The organism is Micromonospora sp. AMSO1212t (genome assembly GCF_008868145.1).
GTDB lineage: Bacteria > Actinomycetota > Actinomycetes > Mycobacteriales > Micromonosporaceae > Micromonospora > Micromonospora tulbaghiae.
Map to the genome: position 1 here is coordinate 58,459 of NZ_WBKS01000017.1, position 15,027 is coordinate 73,485.

Annotated in this window: 16 protein-coding genes; 10 read left to right on the forward strand and 6 right to left on the reverse strand. The window is 73.2% G+C overall.

Annotated elements, in window-relative coordinates; all coding sequences use genetic code 11:
• Both F8279_RS07690 and F8279_RS07695 read right to left on the reverse strand, forming a co-directional pair.
• Window positions 1–987 (reverse strand): LysR family transcriptional regulator, encoded by a 987-nt coding sequence (locus F8279_RS07690; protein WP_091428021.1) that lies wholly within the window; start codon window positions 985–987, stop codon window positions 1–3.
• Between the two features lie 47 nt (window positions 988–1,034).
• Window positions 1,035–1,652, reverse strand: coding sequence for a hemerythrin domain-containing protein (locus tag F8279_RS07695; RefSeq protein ID WP_091428188.1), 618 nt, complete (start codon window positions 1,650–1,652; stop codon window positions 1,035–1,037).
• A 128-nt stretch (window positions 1,653–1,780) separates the two neighbouring features.
• Here F8279_RS07695 and F8279_RS07700 point away from each other — a divergent pair, with 128 nt between their 5' ends.
• Together F8279_RS07700 and F8279_RS07705 are read left to right on the forward strand one after the other, a co-directional pair.
• Window positions 1,781–3,109: a M20/M25/M40 family metallo-hydrolase gene (locus F8279_RS07700; protein ID WP_151499490.1), complete on the forward strand. Its 1,329-nt coding sequence runs from the start codon at window positions 1,781–1,783 to the stop codon at window positions 3,107–3,109.
• A gap of 61 nt (window positions 3,110–3,170) precedes the next feature.
• Window positions 3,171–3,824 (forward strand): hypothetical protein, encoded by a 654-nt coding sequence (locus tag F8279_RS07705; protein ID WP_013286069.1) that lies wholly within the window; start codon window positions 3,171–3,173, stop codon window positions 3,822–3,824.
• Between the two features lie 57 nt (window positions 3,825–3,881).
• Here F8279_RS07705 and F8279_RS07710 read toward each other — a convergent pair whose 3' ends face one another.
• A complete protein-coding gene (locus tag F8279_RS07710) occupies window positions 3,882–4,073 on the reverse strand; it encodes a DUF5703 family protein (RefSeq protein ID WP_030274256.1) in 192 nt (63 codons plus the stop codon).
• A 67-nt stretch (window positions 4,074–4,140) separates the two neighbouring features.
• Window positions 4,141–5,109 carry an aldo/keto reductase gene (locus tag F8279_RS07715; RefSeq protein ID WP_013286071.1) on the reverse strand — a complete coding sequence of 323 codons (969 nt, stop codon included), beginning with the start codon at window positions 5,107–5,109 and terminating at the stop codon, window positions 4,141–4,143.
• 164 nt (window positions 5,110–5,273) lie between these two features.
• Between F8279_RS07715 and F8279_RS07720 the strand changes: the two genes are divergently transcribed.
• From F8279_RS07720 to mshC, 7 genes are all read left to right on the forward strand, one after another.
• A complete protein-coding gene (locus F8279_RS07720) occupies window positions 5,274–6,326 on the forward strand; it encodes an LLM class F420-dependent oxidoreductase (RefSeq protein ID WP_151499491.1) in 1,053 nt (350 codons plus the stop codon).
• A complete protein-coding gene (locus F8279_RS07725; protein WP_151499492.1) occupies window positions 6,323–7,159 on the forward strand; it encodes an undecaprenyl-diphosphate phosphatase in 837 nt (278 codons plus the stop codon). The genes F8279_RS07720 and F8279_RS07725 overlap by 4 nt, the downstream gene beginning before the upstream one ends.
• Window positions 7,160–7,304: 145 nt before the next feature.
• A complete protein-coding gene (locus tag F8279_RS07730; protein ID WP_151499493.1) occupies window positions 7,305–7,916 on the forward strand; it encodes a hypothetical protein in 612 nt (203 codons plus the stop codon).
• Between the two features lie 63 nt (window positions 7,917–7,979).
• Window positions 7,980–8,693, forward strand: a complete 714-nt coding sequence (locus tag F8279_RS07735; protein WP_091428031.1) for a histidine phosphatase family protein — start codon at window positions 7,980–7,982, stop codon at window positions 8,691–8,693.
• Between the two features lie 87 nt (window positions 8,694–8,780).
• The gene (locus F8279_RS07740; protein ID WP_013286077.1) at window positions 8,781–9,362 is read left to right on the forward strand and encodes a DUF3090 domain-containing protein; all 582 of its coding nucleotides are present in this window, start codon (window positions 8,781–8,783) and stop codon (window positions 9,360–9,362) included.
• Window positions 9,359–10,177 carry an SCO1664 family protein gene (locus tag F8279_RS07745; protein WP_151499494.1) on the forward strand — a complete coding sequence of 273 codons (819 nt, stop codon included), beginning with the start codon at window positions 9,359–9,361 and terminating at the stop codon, window positions 10,175–10,177. The genes F8279_RS07740 and F8279_RS07745 overlap by 4 nt, the downstream gene beginning before the upstream one ends.
• Before the next feature lie 67 nt (window positions 10,178–10,244).
• Complete coding sequence (gene mshC / locus F8279_RS07750; RefSeq protein ID WP_091428036.1) at window positions 10,245–11,483, forward strand: cysteine--1-D-myo-inosityl 2-amino-2-deoxy-alpha-D-glucopyranoside ligase; 1,239 nt, start codon at window positions 10,245–10,247, stop codon at window positions 11,481–11,483.
• Window positions 11,484–11,798: 315 nt separating this feature from the next.
• Here mshC and F8279_RS07755 read toward each other — a convergent pair whose 3' ends face one another.
• Together F8279_RS07755 and F8279_RS07760 are read right to left on the reverse strand one after the other, a co-directional pair.
• Complete coding sequence (locus F8279_RS07755) at window positions 11,799–13,790, reverse strand: acetoacetate--CoA ligase (RefSeq protein WP_151499495.1); 1,992 nt, start codon at window positions 13,788–13,790, stop codon at window positions 11,799–11,801.
• Between the two features lie 153 nt (window positions 13,791–13,943).
• On the reverse strand, window positions 13,944–14,459 hold the full coding sequence (locus F8279_RS07760) for an acyl-CoA thioesterase (RefSeq protein WP_091418577.1): 516 nt from the start codon (window positions 14,457–14,459) through the stop codon (window positions 13,944–13,946).
• Window positions 14,460–14,482: 23 nt separating this feature from the next.
• On the opposite strand from F8279_RS07760, the gene F8279_RS07765 reads away from it, so the two are divergent.
• On the forward strand, window positions 14,483–15,027 hold a 545-nt coding region (locus tag F8279_RS07765; RefSeq protein ID WP_151499496.1), incomplete at its 3' end, for a hypothetical protein.

Below are 15,027 nucleotides of genomic sequence, written 5' to 3' on the forward strand. Positions count from 1 at the left end.
TCAGGCGATTCGCACCCCGCCCGAGCCGTTGGGCTGCACGCCGAACTCCGGGTGCGCCAGCAGCCAGCCCAGATATTCCGGATGGTTGGCCAGCGCGTCGGTGTACGCCGCGACCGCCGCCGCCAGCACCGGCTCGGCCACCGCCGCGGCCGGCACGTCCGGATGCCAGCCCAGCAGCAGCCGCCAGCGCAGCGGTGTGCCGGCCAGCCGGCGGGTGACCAGCCCGGCCACCGGACGGAACGTGGCCTGGCACAACGCCACCGCCTCGCCGGCGTCCACCAGGTCCAGCGCGGCCCGCACGTCCGCCTCGTACACCTTCTTCGGAGTGAAGCCGGCGCGGGCGCAGGCGGTGGCGAAGCAGTCGCCGAAGCAGCCGTCGCCCGGCGCGGCCACCCACCGCTCGCGGCGCAGATCGACCAGGTCGACCTCGGGCCGGCCGGCCAGCGGGTGGGTCTGCGGCAGCAGCACGCAGATCGGCTCGACCGCCACCTCCCGCCAGCTCAGCCCGAACCCCGCCGACGGGGCCGAGTCGCCGCACACGCCGGTCAGCGCGAAGTCGAGCCGGCCGCCGGCCACCATCTGCGCCAGTTCGTCCACCGACCAGGAGCCGTACGTGGTGATCTGCGCGTCCGGCCGCTCGGCGGCGAGCCGGTGCACCAGCCGGCCCAGGATGGGGCTGTTCACCCCGCCGAAGCGGTACCGGCGCAGCGGATCGCCCGCACCGGCCATCCGGGCCGCCTCGTCCCGCAGGCCCTTCATCGCCGGCAGCAGCACCCGGGCCCGGTCCAGCACCAGCTCGCCCAGCGCGGTGGGGCGCGCGCCGCGGCGGTCCCGTTCGAACAGCGGCCCGCCCAGCGCCCGTTCGATCCGCTGAAGCTGGGCGGTCAACGCCGGCTGGGCAAGGCCGAGCGCCGAGGCGGCCTTGGTGACGCTCCCCGTCTCCGCGATCGCGCAGACCACACGCAGGTGTCGCAGCTCCAGATCCATACCGTGACGGTAGGACCACGAACCGATACACGGAAGGGGCGATCGGCTCATCCCTGGCGGCGGTGTTCCAGGTCACTCAGCCGGGTACGCCGTCCGGTGACCGCGTCGCGCACCTTGTCCAGCACACCGACCGCCGGTTCGACGATCTTGTTCCAGGGCGGGGTGGCGGGCGTACCGGGGTGCGGCCGGGTCGGCGCCGCCTCCTCCGCGATCTCCCACCGGTTGCCCAGCCGGATCAGCTCGGCGTCGCTGGCCACCTCGCGCAGGGGCGTGACCAGCGCCGCGACGCGGCTGACGTGCCGGCGTACCCGCTCGGCCACGTCGGCGACCGCCGGGTCGTCGGCTCCGGACAGTTCCTTGAGCGCGGTCAGCAGCCCGGCGTCGGCCTCGATCTCCCGCTCGACCAGCTCGGCGGCGTCCGGCATGGCGGCGCGGGCCGCCGGGAACAGGTACTGCTCCTCGGCGGACAGATGCCGGGACACCGCAGCGGTCAGGACGTCGAGCACCTCGCGCCGGGCGGCGGCGTCCAGCGCCGGGTCGGCGACCCGGTCGGCCAGCCCCAGCAGCGCCCGGTGCTCGGTGTCCACGAGGTCGGCGACGCTGCGCCCACCCGGCCGGTACGCGTCGTCGGCGGTGGGCGGCAGCGGCGGCAGGGGGACGGTCATGGTGCCCTCCTCGTGACGGCCGGAGTCGATGTCCGGGCGGTCCGGCGGTACCCGGCCCGGCGATCCGTGAAACCGCCGCCGGGCCACCGGCGGCCCGCGACCACCTCAGCTGCTGGTATAAGGAAGCGATGACGAGCGACGCCGCCCCCGCCCGACCCGACGCCACCGACGAGGTCGTCGACCTCTGCCGCGACCTGCTGCGCATCGACACCACCAACACCGGCGACAACGACACCAGCGCAGGGGAGCGGCGCGCCGCCGAGTACGTGGCGGAGAAACTCGCGGAGGTCGGCGTGGACGCCGAGATCCACGAATCAGCCCCCGGCCGGGCCAACGTGGTCGCCCGGATCCCCGGCACCGAGCCCGGCCGCGACGCGCTGCTCGTGCACGGCCACCTCGACGTGGTGCCCGCCGACCCGGACGAGTGGTCGGTGCACCCGTTCTCCGGCGAGATCCGCGACGGCTACCTGTGGGGCCGCGGCGCGATCGACATGAAGGACTTCGACGCGATGGTGCTCGCCGTGGTCCGCGGCTGGCAGCGCACCGGCGTACGCCCCCGGCGCGACGTCGTGCTCGCGTTCACCGCCGACGAGGAGGCCGGCAGCGACTACGGCGCGCACTTCCTCACCCAGCGCCACCGCGACCTGTTCGACGGCTGCACCGAGGCGATCGGCGAGGTCGGCGGCTTCTCCTACTCCGTGGACGAGCAGCGCCGCCTCTACCTGATCGAGACCGCCGAGAAGGGCATCGACTGGCTGCGCCTGCACGCCAAGGGCCGGCCCGGCCACGGCTCGATGGTGCACGACGACAACGCCGTCACCGCGCTCGCCGAGGCGGTCGCCCGGATCGGCCGGCACCGCTTCCCGGTGGTGATGACCGACACCGTGCGGGCGTTCCTGGCCGAGGTGTCCGACGTGCTCGGCATCGAGATCGACCCGGACGACCCGGAGACGGCGATCGCCAAGCTCGGTCCGATCGCCAACATCATCGGCGCGACCGTCCGCAACACCGCCAACCCGACCCGGCTGGCCGCCGGCTACAAGGACAACGTCATCCCCGGCCGGGCCACCGCCACCATCGACTGCCGCAGCCTGCCCGGGCAGAGCGAGGAACTGGAGCGGCAGCTGCGCGAGCTGGTCGGCCCGGACATCGCCATCGAGTACGTCCAGCGCCAGCCGGCCCTGGAGACCACGTTCGACGGTGACCTGGTGGCGCGGATGTCGGAGGCGCTGCGCGCCGAGGACCCGGGCGCGCACCCGGTGCCGTACATGCTCTCCGGCGGCACCGACGCCAAGGCGTTCTCCCAGCTCGGCATCCGCTGCTTCGGGTTCGCGCCGCTGCGGCTGCCCGCCGACCTCAATTTCTCCGCCCTGTTCCACGGCATCGACGAGCGGGTTCCGCTGGACGGACTACAGTTCGGCGTGCGGGTTCTGGACCGCTTCCTCCGTACCTGCTGACCGCGCCCGCCGCGGCGCCGCCGGCGCGGAACCTCCCCCCATCGCGAAGGGACTGCCACACATGACCGACCAGCACGGTGAGCTGGACGCCGCCCTCGAGCGGGTGATCGACGCCGCCCGCGCCCACCTGGCCGCCGTCCGGGCCGCCCAGGGCCGGATCGACGACGACGCCGTCTGGCAGGCGTACGTCGCGTTGAACAACGCCTCGTTCGCCTACGACGAGCAGCTGCTCGACGCGTTCGGCGAGGTGACGCCCTGGGACGTGGAGTCGATCGACCCGGACGAGGCCGACGAGCGCTTCGGCGCCGTCGAGGGCGGCGAGCCCACCGACCCGCACCCGCGGGTCATCTCGGTACGGCAGCGGCGCGACTACCGGGTGCCCAGCGTCGCCGCGCTGCTGCGTGCGGCCGAGGCGGCCCGCCGGGAGGGCACCCCGGAGGAGGACGAGCCGGCGCCGGTCGAGGGCGTCGGCGAGGCGGTGCTGGAGCTGCTGCAGAGCGGCGACGGATCGCTGTCCGCGCTCGACGTGCCGGAGCTGGAGCCGCTGGACGGTGTGGTGATGGTCAGCGAGGTCGGCACCCCCGTCGACCTGGAGTCGTTCGACGACGACGACCCGGTCGGCCCGTTCCAGCCGGCCGCCGACGACCGGCTGGTCGGCCGGCTCGACGAGCACCCGTTCATGGAACTCGACGAGGAGCACGACCACGCGCACTAGGCCGTGCGCGTCCCCGGGGCGGCGCCGCGTCGCGCGGCCCCGGGGACGGGCCCCTCGTCAGTAAGACAGGCCCGGCTGCGACTGGTTGACCAGGCGGCGCCGCAGCACCACCTGCCGCGTGCCGTCCCGGTAGAGCCGCACCCGGGCCAGCTCCCAGCCGGAGAACTCGGCCTGGATCGCCAGCTGCGCCGCGGCGGTCAGCCGATCGACGTTCGAGGGCAACCGCAGCGGCGCGTATTCGTAGTCCATGCCCCTATGCTGCCCAGGTCGCGGGCCCTCCGCCACCCCCCGCGGGTGACCCGGATCGCGGCGCGGCTCAGCCGTCGCGCTCCGGGTAGCCCACCGGCACGGCCGACACGTCGTCGAGCGCCGTGACGATCTCCTCCGGCAGCGTCATCCGCTCCACCTGCAACGCGCCGAGCAGCTGCCCGACGGTGCGGGCACCGAGGATCGGCGCGGTCACCCCCGGCCGGTCCCGCACCCAGGCCAGCGCCACCTCCAGCGGCGACACGCCGAGCCCGCCCGCAGCGATGGCGACCGCCTCCACGATGCTGGAGCAGCGGGGCTCCAGGTACGTCGCGACGAAACGCTCGAAGTGCGGCGACACCGCCCGCGAGTCGGCCGGGCGGCCGTTGCGGTACTTGCCGGTGAGCACACCCCGGCCCAGCGGCGACCAGGGCAGCACGCCCAGCCCCATCCCGGCGCAGGCGGGCAGCACCTCCCGCTCCACGCCGCGCTCCAGCAGCGAGTACTCCACCTGTGCGGCGACCACGGGGGCGCGCCCCGGCCAGGCGGCCTGCCAGGCGGCGGCCCGCGCGGTCTGCCAGCCGGAGAAGTTCGACACACCCACGTAGCGGGCCTTCCCGCTGGACACCGCGTGGTCCAGGGCCGAGAGCGTCTCCTCCAGCGGGGTGTCCGGGTCGTACCCGTGCACCTGCCACAGATCGACGTGGTCGGTGCCGAGGCGGCGCAGCGAGGCGTCCAGCGTGCGCAGCAGGTGCCCGCGCGAGCCGTCCCGGCGGCGGCTGCCCGGCCGCAGGCCCGCCTTGGTGGCGATCAGCAGCTCGTCGCGGTCCACCAGGCTGCCCAGCAGCGAGCCGATCACCGACTCGGCGTCGCCGTCGGCGTACACGTCGGCGGTGTCGACGAGGTTGCCGCCCGCGTCGAGGTAGCTCTTCAGCTGGGCGGCCGCGTCGTCGGCATCGGTGTCCCGTCCCCAGGTCATGGTGCCGAGCGCGAGCCGCGATACCGCCAGCCCGCTTCGGCCGAGCGGTCGCTGTTGCATGCGTGAACCTTATTTCGAACCCGGCGTCACGGATATCCTCGCCGCAGTCAACTTCCCGCGCGACCTCCACCCGGTGTGACATGTTCGGGGCGAGCCGGACGTCGAGGGCGCCACGCTCATTGCGTAACCTGATGCGACCTGTGGTGCGGACGGTGGGAGGATCAGTGCGACTCGGGCTCAACCTCGGATACCAGACGGCGTGGAGCACGCCGTTCGACCACCTGGCGTTGGCCCAGGAGGCGGACCGGCTCGGCTACTCGGTCGTGTGGGCCGCGGAGGCGTACGGCTCGGACTCGCCGAGCATGCTGGCCTGGATCGCGGGGCAGACGGAGCGCATCGACGTGGGCGCCGCGGTCATGCAGATCCCGGCCCGTACCCCGGCCATGACCGCGATGACCGCCGCGACCATCGACACGCTCTCCGGCGGCCGGTTCCGGCTCGGCCTGGGCGTGTCCGGCCCGCAGGTCTCCGAGGGCTGGCACGGCGTGCGGTTCGCCAAGCCGCTGGCGCGCACCCGGGAGTACGTCGACATCGTCAAGCTGGCGGTGGCCCGCAAGGAGGTCGCGTACGACGGCGAGCACTACACGCTGCCGCTGCCCGACGGCCCCGGCAAGGCGCTGCGGCTGGGCTTCCACCCGCCGCGCGAGCACATCCCGATCTACCTGGCCGCCGTCGGCCCGAAGAACCTGGAGCTGGCCGGCGAGATCGCCGACGGCTGGCTGGCCGTCTTCTACTCCCCGGAGTTCGCCGAGGAGCACCTCGCCTCGGTCCGGGCCGGCCGCGCGGCGGCGGGCAAGGAGCTGGCCGGCTTCGATGTGGTGCCGTCCGTGCCGGTCGTGGTCGGCGACGACGTCGCCACCTGCGCCGAGCTGGTCCGCTGGTACGCCGCGCTGTACGTGGGCGGCATGGGCAGCCGCAAGCAGAACTTCTACAACCAGCTCGCCACCCGGATGGGCTACGGCGACGCGGCCCGCGAGGTGCAGGACCTCTACCTGGCCAAGCGGCAGCGCGACGCCGCTGCCGCCGTACCGATGGAGTTCATCGACCGCACCTCGCTGCTCGGACCGAAGGAGCGCATCGCCGAGCGGATGCGGGAGTACGCCGCCTCGGGCGTGACCACGCTGTCGGTGTCGCTGTTCGTGGCCGACCGGGACAGCGGGGTGCAGACCCTGCGTACCGTCGCCGAGGCGCTGGAGCTGTCCGGAGTCGGCGAGTGACCTGGATCGAGGCCGTCGTCCTGGGCCTGGTCCAGGGACTGACCGAGTTCCTTCCGGTGTCCTCGTCCGGGCACCTGCGGATCACCTCGGAGCTGTTCTTCGGCCGGGACGCGGGCGCGTCGTTCACCGCGGTGACCCAGCTCGGCACCGAGGCCGCCGTCCTGATCTACTTCGCCAAGGACATCTGGCGGATCGTCCGGACCTGGTTCGTCGGCCTGGCCGACCGCTCGGTGCGTTCCAGCCTCGACTACCGGATGGGCTGGTACGTCATCGTCGGCACCATCCCGATCGGCATCTTCGGGCTGATCTTCAAGGACCAGATCCGCACCGCCGGCCGGAACCTCTGGCTGATCTCCTGCACGCTGATCATCGGTGCGATGCTGCTGGCCTTCGCCGAGTACTGGGGCCGGCAGACCCGCACGCTGGAGAACTTCCGGATGCGCGACGGCGTGGTGATGGGCTTCGCCCAGGCCGCGGCGCTGGTCCCCGGCGTGTCCCGGTCGGGCGGCACCCTGACCGCGGGCCTGCTGCTCAACCTGACCCGGGAGACCGCGGCCCGCTACTCGTTCCTGCTGGCCATCCCGGCCGTGGTGATCTCCGGCGTGTTCAGCCTGCCGGACGTGTTCGAGCCGTCGGCGCCGGGCACCGCCGCGCCGAGCGTGGCGCAGATGGTGATCGCGACGCTCATCGCGTTCGCGGTCGGCTACGCGGCCATCGCGTGGCTGCTGCGCTACGTCGCCCACCACACGCTGTACGTCTTCGTGCTGTACCGGGTGGCGCTGGGCAGCCTGGTGATCTGCCTCCTGGCGACCGGCACGATCAGCGCCACCTGACGTCGTCGTGCGAGAGGCCGGCCACCCCGATGTCCGAGGTGGCCGGCCTTCGGCTTCGTCGCCGGCTCAGCCGCGTAGGGCCCGCGCGGTTCCCGGCGTGTGCGACGGCGCGGCCCGGTGGCCGGGGGTGGCTACTCTCGCCCGCATGTCGCGCTTCCGCCTCAGACCGCTGTACGGCGCTCCCCTGATGATCGCCATGCTGGCGGCCATTGCCTGGAGTCTGGGAGAGCCTTTCGACAAGCCGGAGCTGCCGGCCCGGATGTTCGTGGTGACGGGCACAGTCGAGTCGGTAGAGGACAGCTGGGAGTCGACGACGGGAGGAAGCAGAAACCTCGCCGCCGTGGTGTACCGGGTGGTGCTCCGCGAGCACCCCCGGGTCAAGTTCAGCGTACGAGAGCTACCGAGCGAGGAACTGGTGCCCGGCACCCCGGTCCGATTCGAGATGAGCAGGGATCCCCAGCCCGAGCTGGAACGCGCACGGTTGTACGTCTACGCGACCTATGTGGTCTCGGCCGAGACCTTCGTCGTCGACGGCGCCGTGATCTACGACGCGGCCGAGATCAGGGCGCAGGACAAGGCACGGGCCGACGCGGCGGTCAGGCGGTACCGCGGCATCTCTCTGGTGCTGTGGGCTGTGGTGGTCGTCTGGGTCGCGCGCCTGGTCCGGCGGCACCGGGGGGTGCTGCAGTCCTTGGCGCGGCCCGACGGCACGTCGGACGCGGCTGACAGGTTCCGGAGATGGGTGTACAGGGAGTAGGACGCCCCGCCGGAACACGGCCTGTCGTGGCGGGACGAACCCCCGAGGGGCGTACCGCCTAGGGTGGTCAGCGTGGCGACCCTTCTGCTTCTGCGACACGGCCGGACCACCGCGAACGCCGACGGCGGCCTGGCCGGGCGGCAACCGGTCGAGCTCGACGACACCGGCCGCGCGCAGGCGGCGGCGGTCGGCGCGCGCCTCGCCGGGCTGCCGCTGGCGGCGGTGGTGACCAGCCCGCTCATCCGCTGCCGGCAGACCCTCGACCTGGCGCTGCCGGGCGTCGAGCCGGTGGTGGACGACGGGTTGATCGAGTGCGGGTACGGCGACTGGGAGGGGCAGTCGCTGAAGAAGCTGGCGAAGGAGCCGCTCTGGCCGGTGGTCCAGCAGCACCCGAGCGCCGCCGCGTTCCCGCAGGGCGAGTCGATGGCGGCGATGTCCGCGCGCGCGGTGGCCGCGGTACGGGCGTGGGACGCGCGGGTCACCGCCGAGCACGGGCCGGAGGCGGTCTGGCTGGCGTGCAGCCACGGCGACGTGATCAAGGCGATCGTGGCGGACGCGCTCGGCGTACACCTTGATCTTTTTCAGCGGATCGTGGCCGACCCGGCGTCGGTGACGGCGATCCGCTACACCCCGTTTCGGCCGTTCCTGGTCCGGCTCAACGACACCGGCGGTGACCTGTCGGCGCTGGTCCCGCCGCCGCGCAAGCGCCGTCGGCGCGCGGCGCGGCCGGCGGAGTCCGACGCGGCGGTCGGCGGAGGCGCGGGCGCGGCCGGGTGAGCCCGGCGTACGCGGCGCGTTCGCTCTGGGCGGATTCGGCGTCGGTGGGCTGCGCGGTGCTTCCACACGCCGGATAGGGTCGTGGGTATGACGCACCAGGTGCACGCCTTCGAGCCGCCGGAGCGGTTCGTCGCCGGTACGGTCGGCCCGCCGGGGGAGCGCACGTTCTTCCTCCAGGCGCGCGGCGGCGGCCGGCTGGTCAGCGTGTCGCTGGAGAAGGTCCAGGTGTCGTTGCTCGCCGAGAAGCTCGAGGAGCTGCTCGCCGAGGCGCAGCGCCGCTTCGGCGTGAAGCTGCCGGAGCCGGTCACCACGGTGACCGGCGACAACGAGCCGCTCGACACGCCTGTGGACGAGGAGTTCCGGGTCGGCACGCTGGGTCTGGCCTTCGACGTCGACACCGCGACGGTGGTGATCGAGGCGATCGCCGTCGGTGAGGCGGAGGTCGAGGTCGAGCTGGGCGACGCGGACGACGACGCCGACGAGGACCCGGACGAGCCGGACGACGACCTCGACCGCCTCCGGGTGCGGCTGACCCCGGAGGCGACCCGCGAGTTCATCGAGCGGGCCAAGCGCGTCGTGAACGCCGGCCGGCCCCCCTGCCCGCTGTGCGGCCAGCCGCTCGACCCGGCCGGTCACCTCTGCCCCCGGCACAACGGCTATCACCGGTGACCTCGTCGGAACTGCAGCCCCGACAGGACGGCGTCGAGGCGCTGCGGCTGCTCGCCGACGGTGAGCTGACCCTGGAGGGGCGGCTCGTCGACGCCTCCAACGCGACGCTGCGCGGGGTCATCGCGCTCGGCGACGTGACAGCGCACTGTGTCTACAAGCCGGTACGCGGCGAGCGCCCGCTCTGGGACTTCCCGGACGGCACGCTCGCCGGCCGGGAGGTGTCCGCCTACCTGGTGTCCCGGGCCACCGGCTGGGACCTGGTGCCCCCGACGGTGCTGCGCGACGGCCCGTTCGGCCCCGGCTCGTGCCAGCTCTGGATCGACGAGCCGGACGACGCCGAGCCGCTGGTCGGGTTCGTACCGGCGCGGGAGATCCCGCCGCGCTGGATCCCGGTGGCCGCGGCCCGCGACGACGACGGGGCGGCGTACGCGCTGGCGCACGCCGACGACCCCCGCCTGGCCCGGCTCGTCGTGCTCGACGCGATCATCAACAACGCCGACCGCAAGGGCGGGCACGTGCTCGTCGGCCCGGACGACCGGATCTACGGCGTCGACCACGGCGTGAGCTTCCACGTCGAGGAGAAGCTGCGTACGGTCCTGTGGGGCTGGGCCGGCCGCGAACTGCCGCCGGACGCGGTGGAGATGCTCGACGGCCTGGCCGGGCAGCTGCGCGGGCCGCTCGGTGAGGAACTGGCCGAGCACCTCACCATCGGTGAGCTGGCCGCGCTGGCGGAACGGGTCGAGCGGCTGCGCGAGAGCGGCCGGTTCCCGCTGCCGCCGCAGGAGTGGCCGGCGATGCCCTGGCCGCCGATGTGAGCCGCTGTCGCGTTGATCACCCGTAGGGCGGCACCCGAGCGTCTGACGGATCGTTAGGCTGGCGGTCATGGAGTCTTGGGCGGGACATGACGTGCCACGGCTGCCCGGCGAGGGCGTGTCGCTGAGGTTGTACGACTCGGCGCGGCAGGGAGCCCATGCCAGCCGGCCCGAGGGCGCGGCCTCGATGTACGTCTGCGGCATCACCCCGTACGACGCGACGCACCTCGGACACGCCGCCACCATGATCACCTTCGACCTGGTGCAGCGGATGTGGCGCGACGCCGGCCTGGACGTGCGGTACGTGCAGAACGTCACTGACATCGACGACCCGCTGCTGGAGCGCGCCGAGCGCGACGGCGAGGACTGGAAGGTCCTGGCCATGCGGGAGACCGCGCTGTTCCGCGAGGACATGGAGGCGCTGCGGATGATCCCGCCGGCGCACTACGTCGGCGCGGTCGAGTCGATCCCGGACATCGCCGAGAAGGTGCTGATGCTGCTCAAGGACGGCGCGGCGTACCGGCTCGACGACGGCACCGGCGACGTGTACTTCGACGTCTCCGCCGCGCCCCGCTTCGGCTACGAGTCCAACCTGACCCGCGAGCAGATGATCGAGCTGTTCGCCGAGCGCGGCGGCGACCCGGAGCGCGCCGGCAAGCGCGACCCGCTCGACCCGCTGCTGTGGCGCGGCGCACGCGAGGGCGAGCCGTCCTGGCCCGGCGGCGACCTCGGCGCGGGCCGTCCCGGCTGGCACATCGAGTGCACCGTCATCGCGCTGAACCTGCTCGGCGACCGGATCGACGTGCAGGGCGGCGGCAACGACCTGATCTTCCCGCACCACGAGTGCTCCGCCGCGCACGCCGAGCGGCTGACCGGCGAGGCGCCGTTCGCCGACCACTACGTCCACGCCGGCATGATCGGCCTGGACGGCGAGAAGATGTCGAAGTCCCAGGGCAACCTCGTCTTCGTGTCGCGGCTGCGGGCCGACAAGGTGGACCCGATGGCGGTCCGGCTGGCGCTGATGAGCGGGCACTACCGCAGCGACCGCTCCTGGACCGACGAGCTGCTCACCGAGGGGCAGGAGCGGCTGGGCCGCTGGCGGCGGGCCGCCGCCGCGCCGGCCGGGCCGTCGGGGGCGGCGTTGCTGGCCGAGGTACGCGAACGGCTGGCCGACGACCTGGACACTCCGGGTGCCCTGGCGGCGGCCGACCGTTGGGCCGAAGGCGCCCTGGGCGGCGTGACCGAGGATCCGGATGCCCCCGCCCTCTTCGCCGACACGGTGGACGCCCTCCTCGGCATCGCCCTCTAGCCCGCCCCGCCCTCCTCGCGCGGCCTCGCCCTCCTCGCGCGGCCTCGCCCTCCTCACGCGGCCTCGCCCTCCTCGCGCCGTCGATCTTGCACTTGCAGTCCGTGTTTCGCCCCTTTTATTCGGGTTCGCGAGGACCGCAAGTGCAAGATCGCGCCAACCGGGGGGCGGGTAGACCGTGATGGGTGTGTCGGGGGCGGTTTGACACCAGTGGTGTTCCACACGGGGTCGCCCGGCCGTCGCAGCCCTCGGCGATCTTGCAGTTGTGGCCATTGGGATGTCGTGAATGCCCGAGATGCCGGGGCGGAAAGTGCAAGATCAGCGAGGGGGGACAGGGCTGTCGGCGGTGGCCCGGCGCTGGGCCAGGGCGGCGAACGCCGTCAGGGACTCGGGGTTGGCCAGGGCGCCCTTGGCCGCCGCGCTGTCCACCGGGGTGCCCGTCAGGATCTTCTTGACCGGCACCTCCAGCTTCTTCGCGCTCAGCGTGCGCGGCACGGCCCGGACCTGGTGGATCTCGTCCGGCACGTGCCGCGGCGACAGGGCGGTACGCAGCTCACGGCAGATCTTGCGCCGCATCTCGTCGTCGAGTTCCAGGCCCTCGGCGAGCACCACGAACAGCAGCAGCTCACCCGCGCCGCCCTCGTCGTCCTCCAGGTGCACGACCACCGAGTCGACCACCTCGTCCAGGCCCTCGACCACCGAGTAGAACTCGGCGGTGCCGAGGCGTACGCCGCCCCGGTTGAGCGTGGCGTCGGACCGGCCGGTGATCACGCACCCGCCGCGCTCGTTGACGGTGATCCAGTCACCGTGCCGCCACACCCCGGGATAGACCTCGAAGTACGCCTCCCGGTAGCGGGCGCCGTCCGGGTCGTTCCAGAACCCGACCGGCATGCTCGGCATCGGCTCGGTGATCACCAGCTCGCCGAGCTGCCCGATCACCGCGCTGCCGTCGGCGGAGCGGGCCTCCACCTTCGCGCCCAGCGCCCGGCAGGCGATCTCCCCGGCGTACACCGGCAGCAGCGGCACGCCGCCGACGAACCCGGTGCACACGTCCGTGCCGCCGGACAGCGACTGGAGCTGGAGGCGGTCGCTGACGTTCTCGTACACCCAGGTGAAGCCCTCGGCCGGCAGCGGCGCGCCGGTCGAGCCGAGGCCGCGCACCGCGGACAGGTCGGCGATCTCGCGCGGCACCAGGCCGGCCTTGCGGCAGGCCAGCAGGAACGGTGCGGAGGTGCCGAAGTACGTGGTGCCGGTGTCGGCGGCCAGCCGCCACAGCGCGCCCAGGTCGGGGTGGCCCGGGTTGCCGTCGAACAGCACGATCGCCGCGCCCACCGCCGGGCCGGAGACCAGGAAGTTCCACATCATCCAGCCGGTCGTGGTGAACCACAGGAACCGGTCGGACGGACCCAGGTCGTGGTGCAGCGCCAGCATCTTGAGGTGTTCCAGCAGGATGCCGCCGTGGCCGTGCACGATCGGCTTGGGCAGGCCGGTGGTGCCGGAGGAGTAGAGCACGTAGAGCGGGTGGTCGAAGGCGACCGGAGTGAAGGCCAGCGGCTCGTCGGTGTCCGCCGCCAGCTCCGCCCACGGCAGCGCGCCGTCGGGGGCCGGGCCGTCCGGATCGAGGTACGCGATGGCCACGGTGTGCCGCAGCGACGGCAGCGCGGCCCGGATCGCGGCCACCTCGGCGCGCCGGTCGACCGGCTTGTCGCCGTACCGGTAGCCGTCGACGGCGACCAGCACCGTCGGCTCGATCTGCTGCCAGCGGTCGGTGACGCTGCGGGTGCCGAACTCGGGCGCGCAGGAGGAGAAGATCGCGCCGAGGCTGGCGGTGGCGAGCAGCAGGACGTACGTCTCGGGGATGTTCGGCGCGTACGCGGCCACCCGGTCGCCCGGTCCCACGCCGAGGCGGCGCAGCCCGGCCGCCACCCGGCGGACCCGCTCGCGCAGCCCGGCCGCGGTGAGCGTCTCCGGCGCGCGGGTCTGCCCGTGTGCGATCACCGCCGGGTCGTCGTCGCCCAGCCCCGGCATCCGCAGCACGTTCTCGGCGTAGTTGAGCGTCGCGCCGGGGAACCAGCGGGTGCCGGGCATGGCCCGGTCGGTGAGGGTGGCGCTCGGCGGGGTGTGCGCGACGACGTCGAACCAGTCCCAGATCGAGCGCCAGAACGCGTCCAGGTCGGTCACCGACCACTGCCACAGCGCGTCGTAGTCGGCGAACTCCAGCCCGCGGTGCTCGGCCAGCCAGCGCAGGTAGTCACCGATCCGGGACCGCTCCCGCACGTCCACCGGCGGCGTCCACAGCACGTCAGCCACTGTTCCACCCTCCCCTGGGCCCGCCACGACGGTGTGCCGGAGCCGTGGCGCCATCTTGCCCTACCTCGTGCCGCCATTGTCCGCGCCGGGTGCGCCGTACGGGGCGTGCCCCGCCCACACCCCGCGCCCCGGGCCGGTGTGGGCGAGCACCGGTCAGCCGGCCCGGTGGGCCTGGATCGCGCGGCGCCGGGCGAGCCGGTGCGCGCGCCGGATCTCGGCCTCCCGGAAGCGGCGCTCGTCCTCCGGCGTCTCGGGCAGCACCGGGCGGACCGGACGGGGCGAGCCGCCCACGTCGACGCCCACGAAGACCAGGTACGCGGTGGCGACCCGCACCGGCTCCTCCTCGGCCGAGTCCCAGCGCTCGGCGACCACCCGCACCCCGACCTCCATCGAGGTCTGGCCGGTCCAGTTGATCTGGGCGTGCGCGTGCACGAGATCGCCCACCCGGACCGGCTCGGAGAAGACGATCTCGTCGATGGAGGCGGTCACGGCGGTGCCGCCGCTGTGCCGCGCCGCCGCCGCTCCGGCAACGTCGTCCACGAATTTCATCAGTACCCCACCGTGCACGGTCCCGTACAGATTGACATCGACCGCGGTCATGATGCGACTGAGCGTGACGCGGGAGTACGAGGTCGGCTTACCCGGCGGGACCGCGGGATGATCTGTCATGCCGAAAACGGTACGGTGCGCGGATGCGACATCTCTGGAGCTTCCTCGCCGGGTTGGCGGTGGCGCCCGTCACCTGGGTGCTCGTCACTCTCGGTCAGGACGGATCTGAGCGGACCGTCGACCGCTGGGTGGAGATCGGGACGTACAGCACGCCGAACCTGATCGAGCCGGCCGTCTATCTGGGCGTCGCCGGCATCCTGCTCGGCCTGCTCGGCACGTTGCGCTTCTCGCCGTTCGGCCCGCTGGTGGCCGGCCTGCTGCTCGCGGTCCCGTACCTCGGGCTGTTCGTCGCGCCGTTCAGCGTGCGGGACCGGGTGCCGGACGACCTGAAGCTGCTCGGTGACCCGTTGCCGCTGCGCGACCCGCTCGACAACGGCACGCTGTTCCTCATCGGCGTGCTGCTGCTGATGGCCGTGTTCAGCACGAGCCGCTGGCGGCGTCCCGCCACACCCCCGCCGGCCGAGGCGGAGCTGACCCCGGCCGTCACACCGGTGGAGCACAAGCCGACGCTCACCGACTGGCCCCCGACACCGGCGGCGAAGGACCCCGACACGCCGCCGCTCACGCT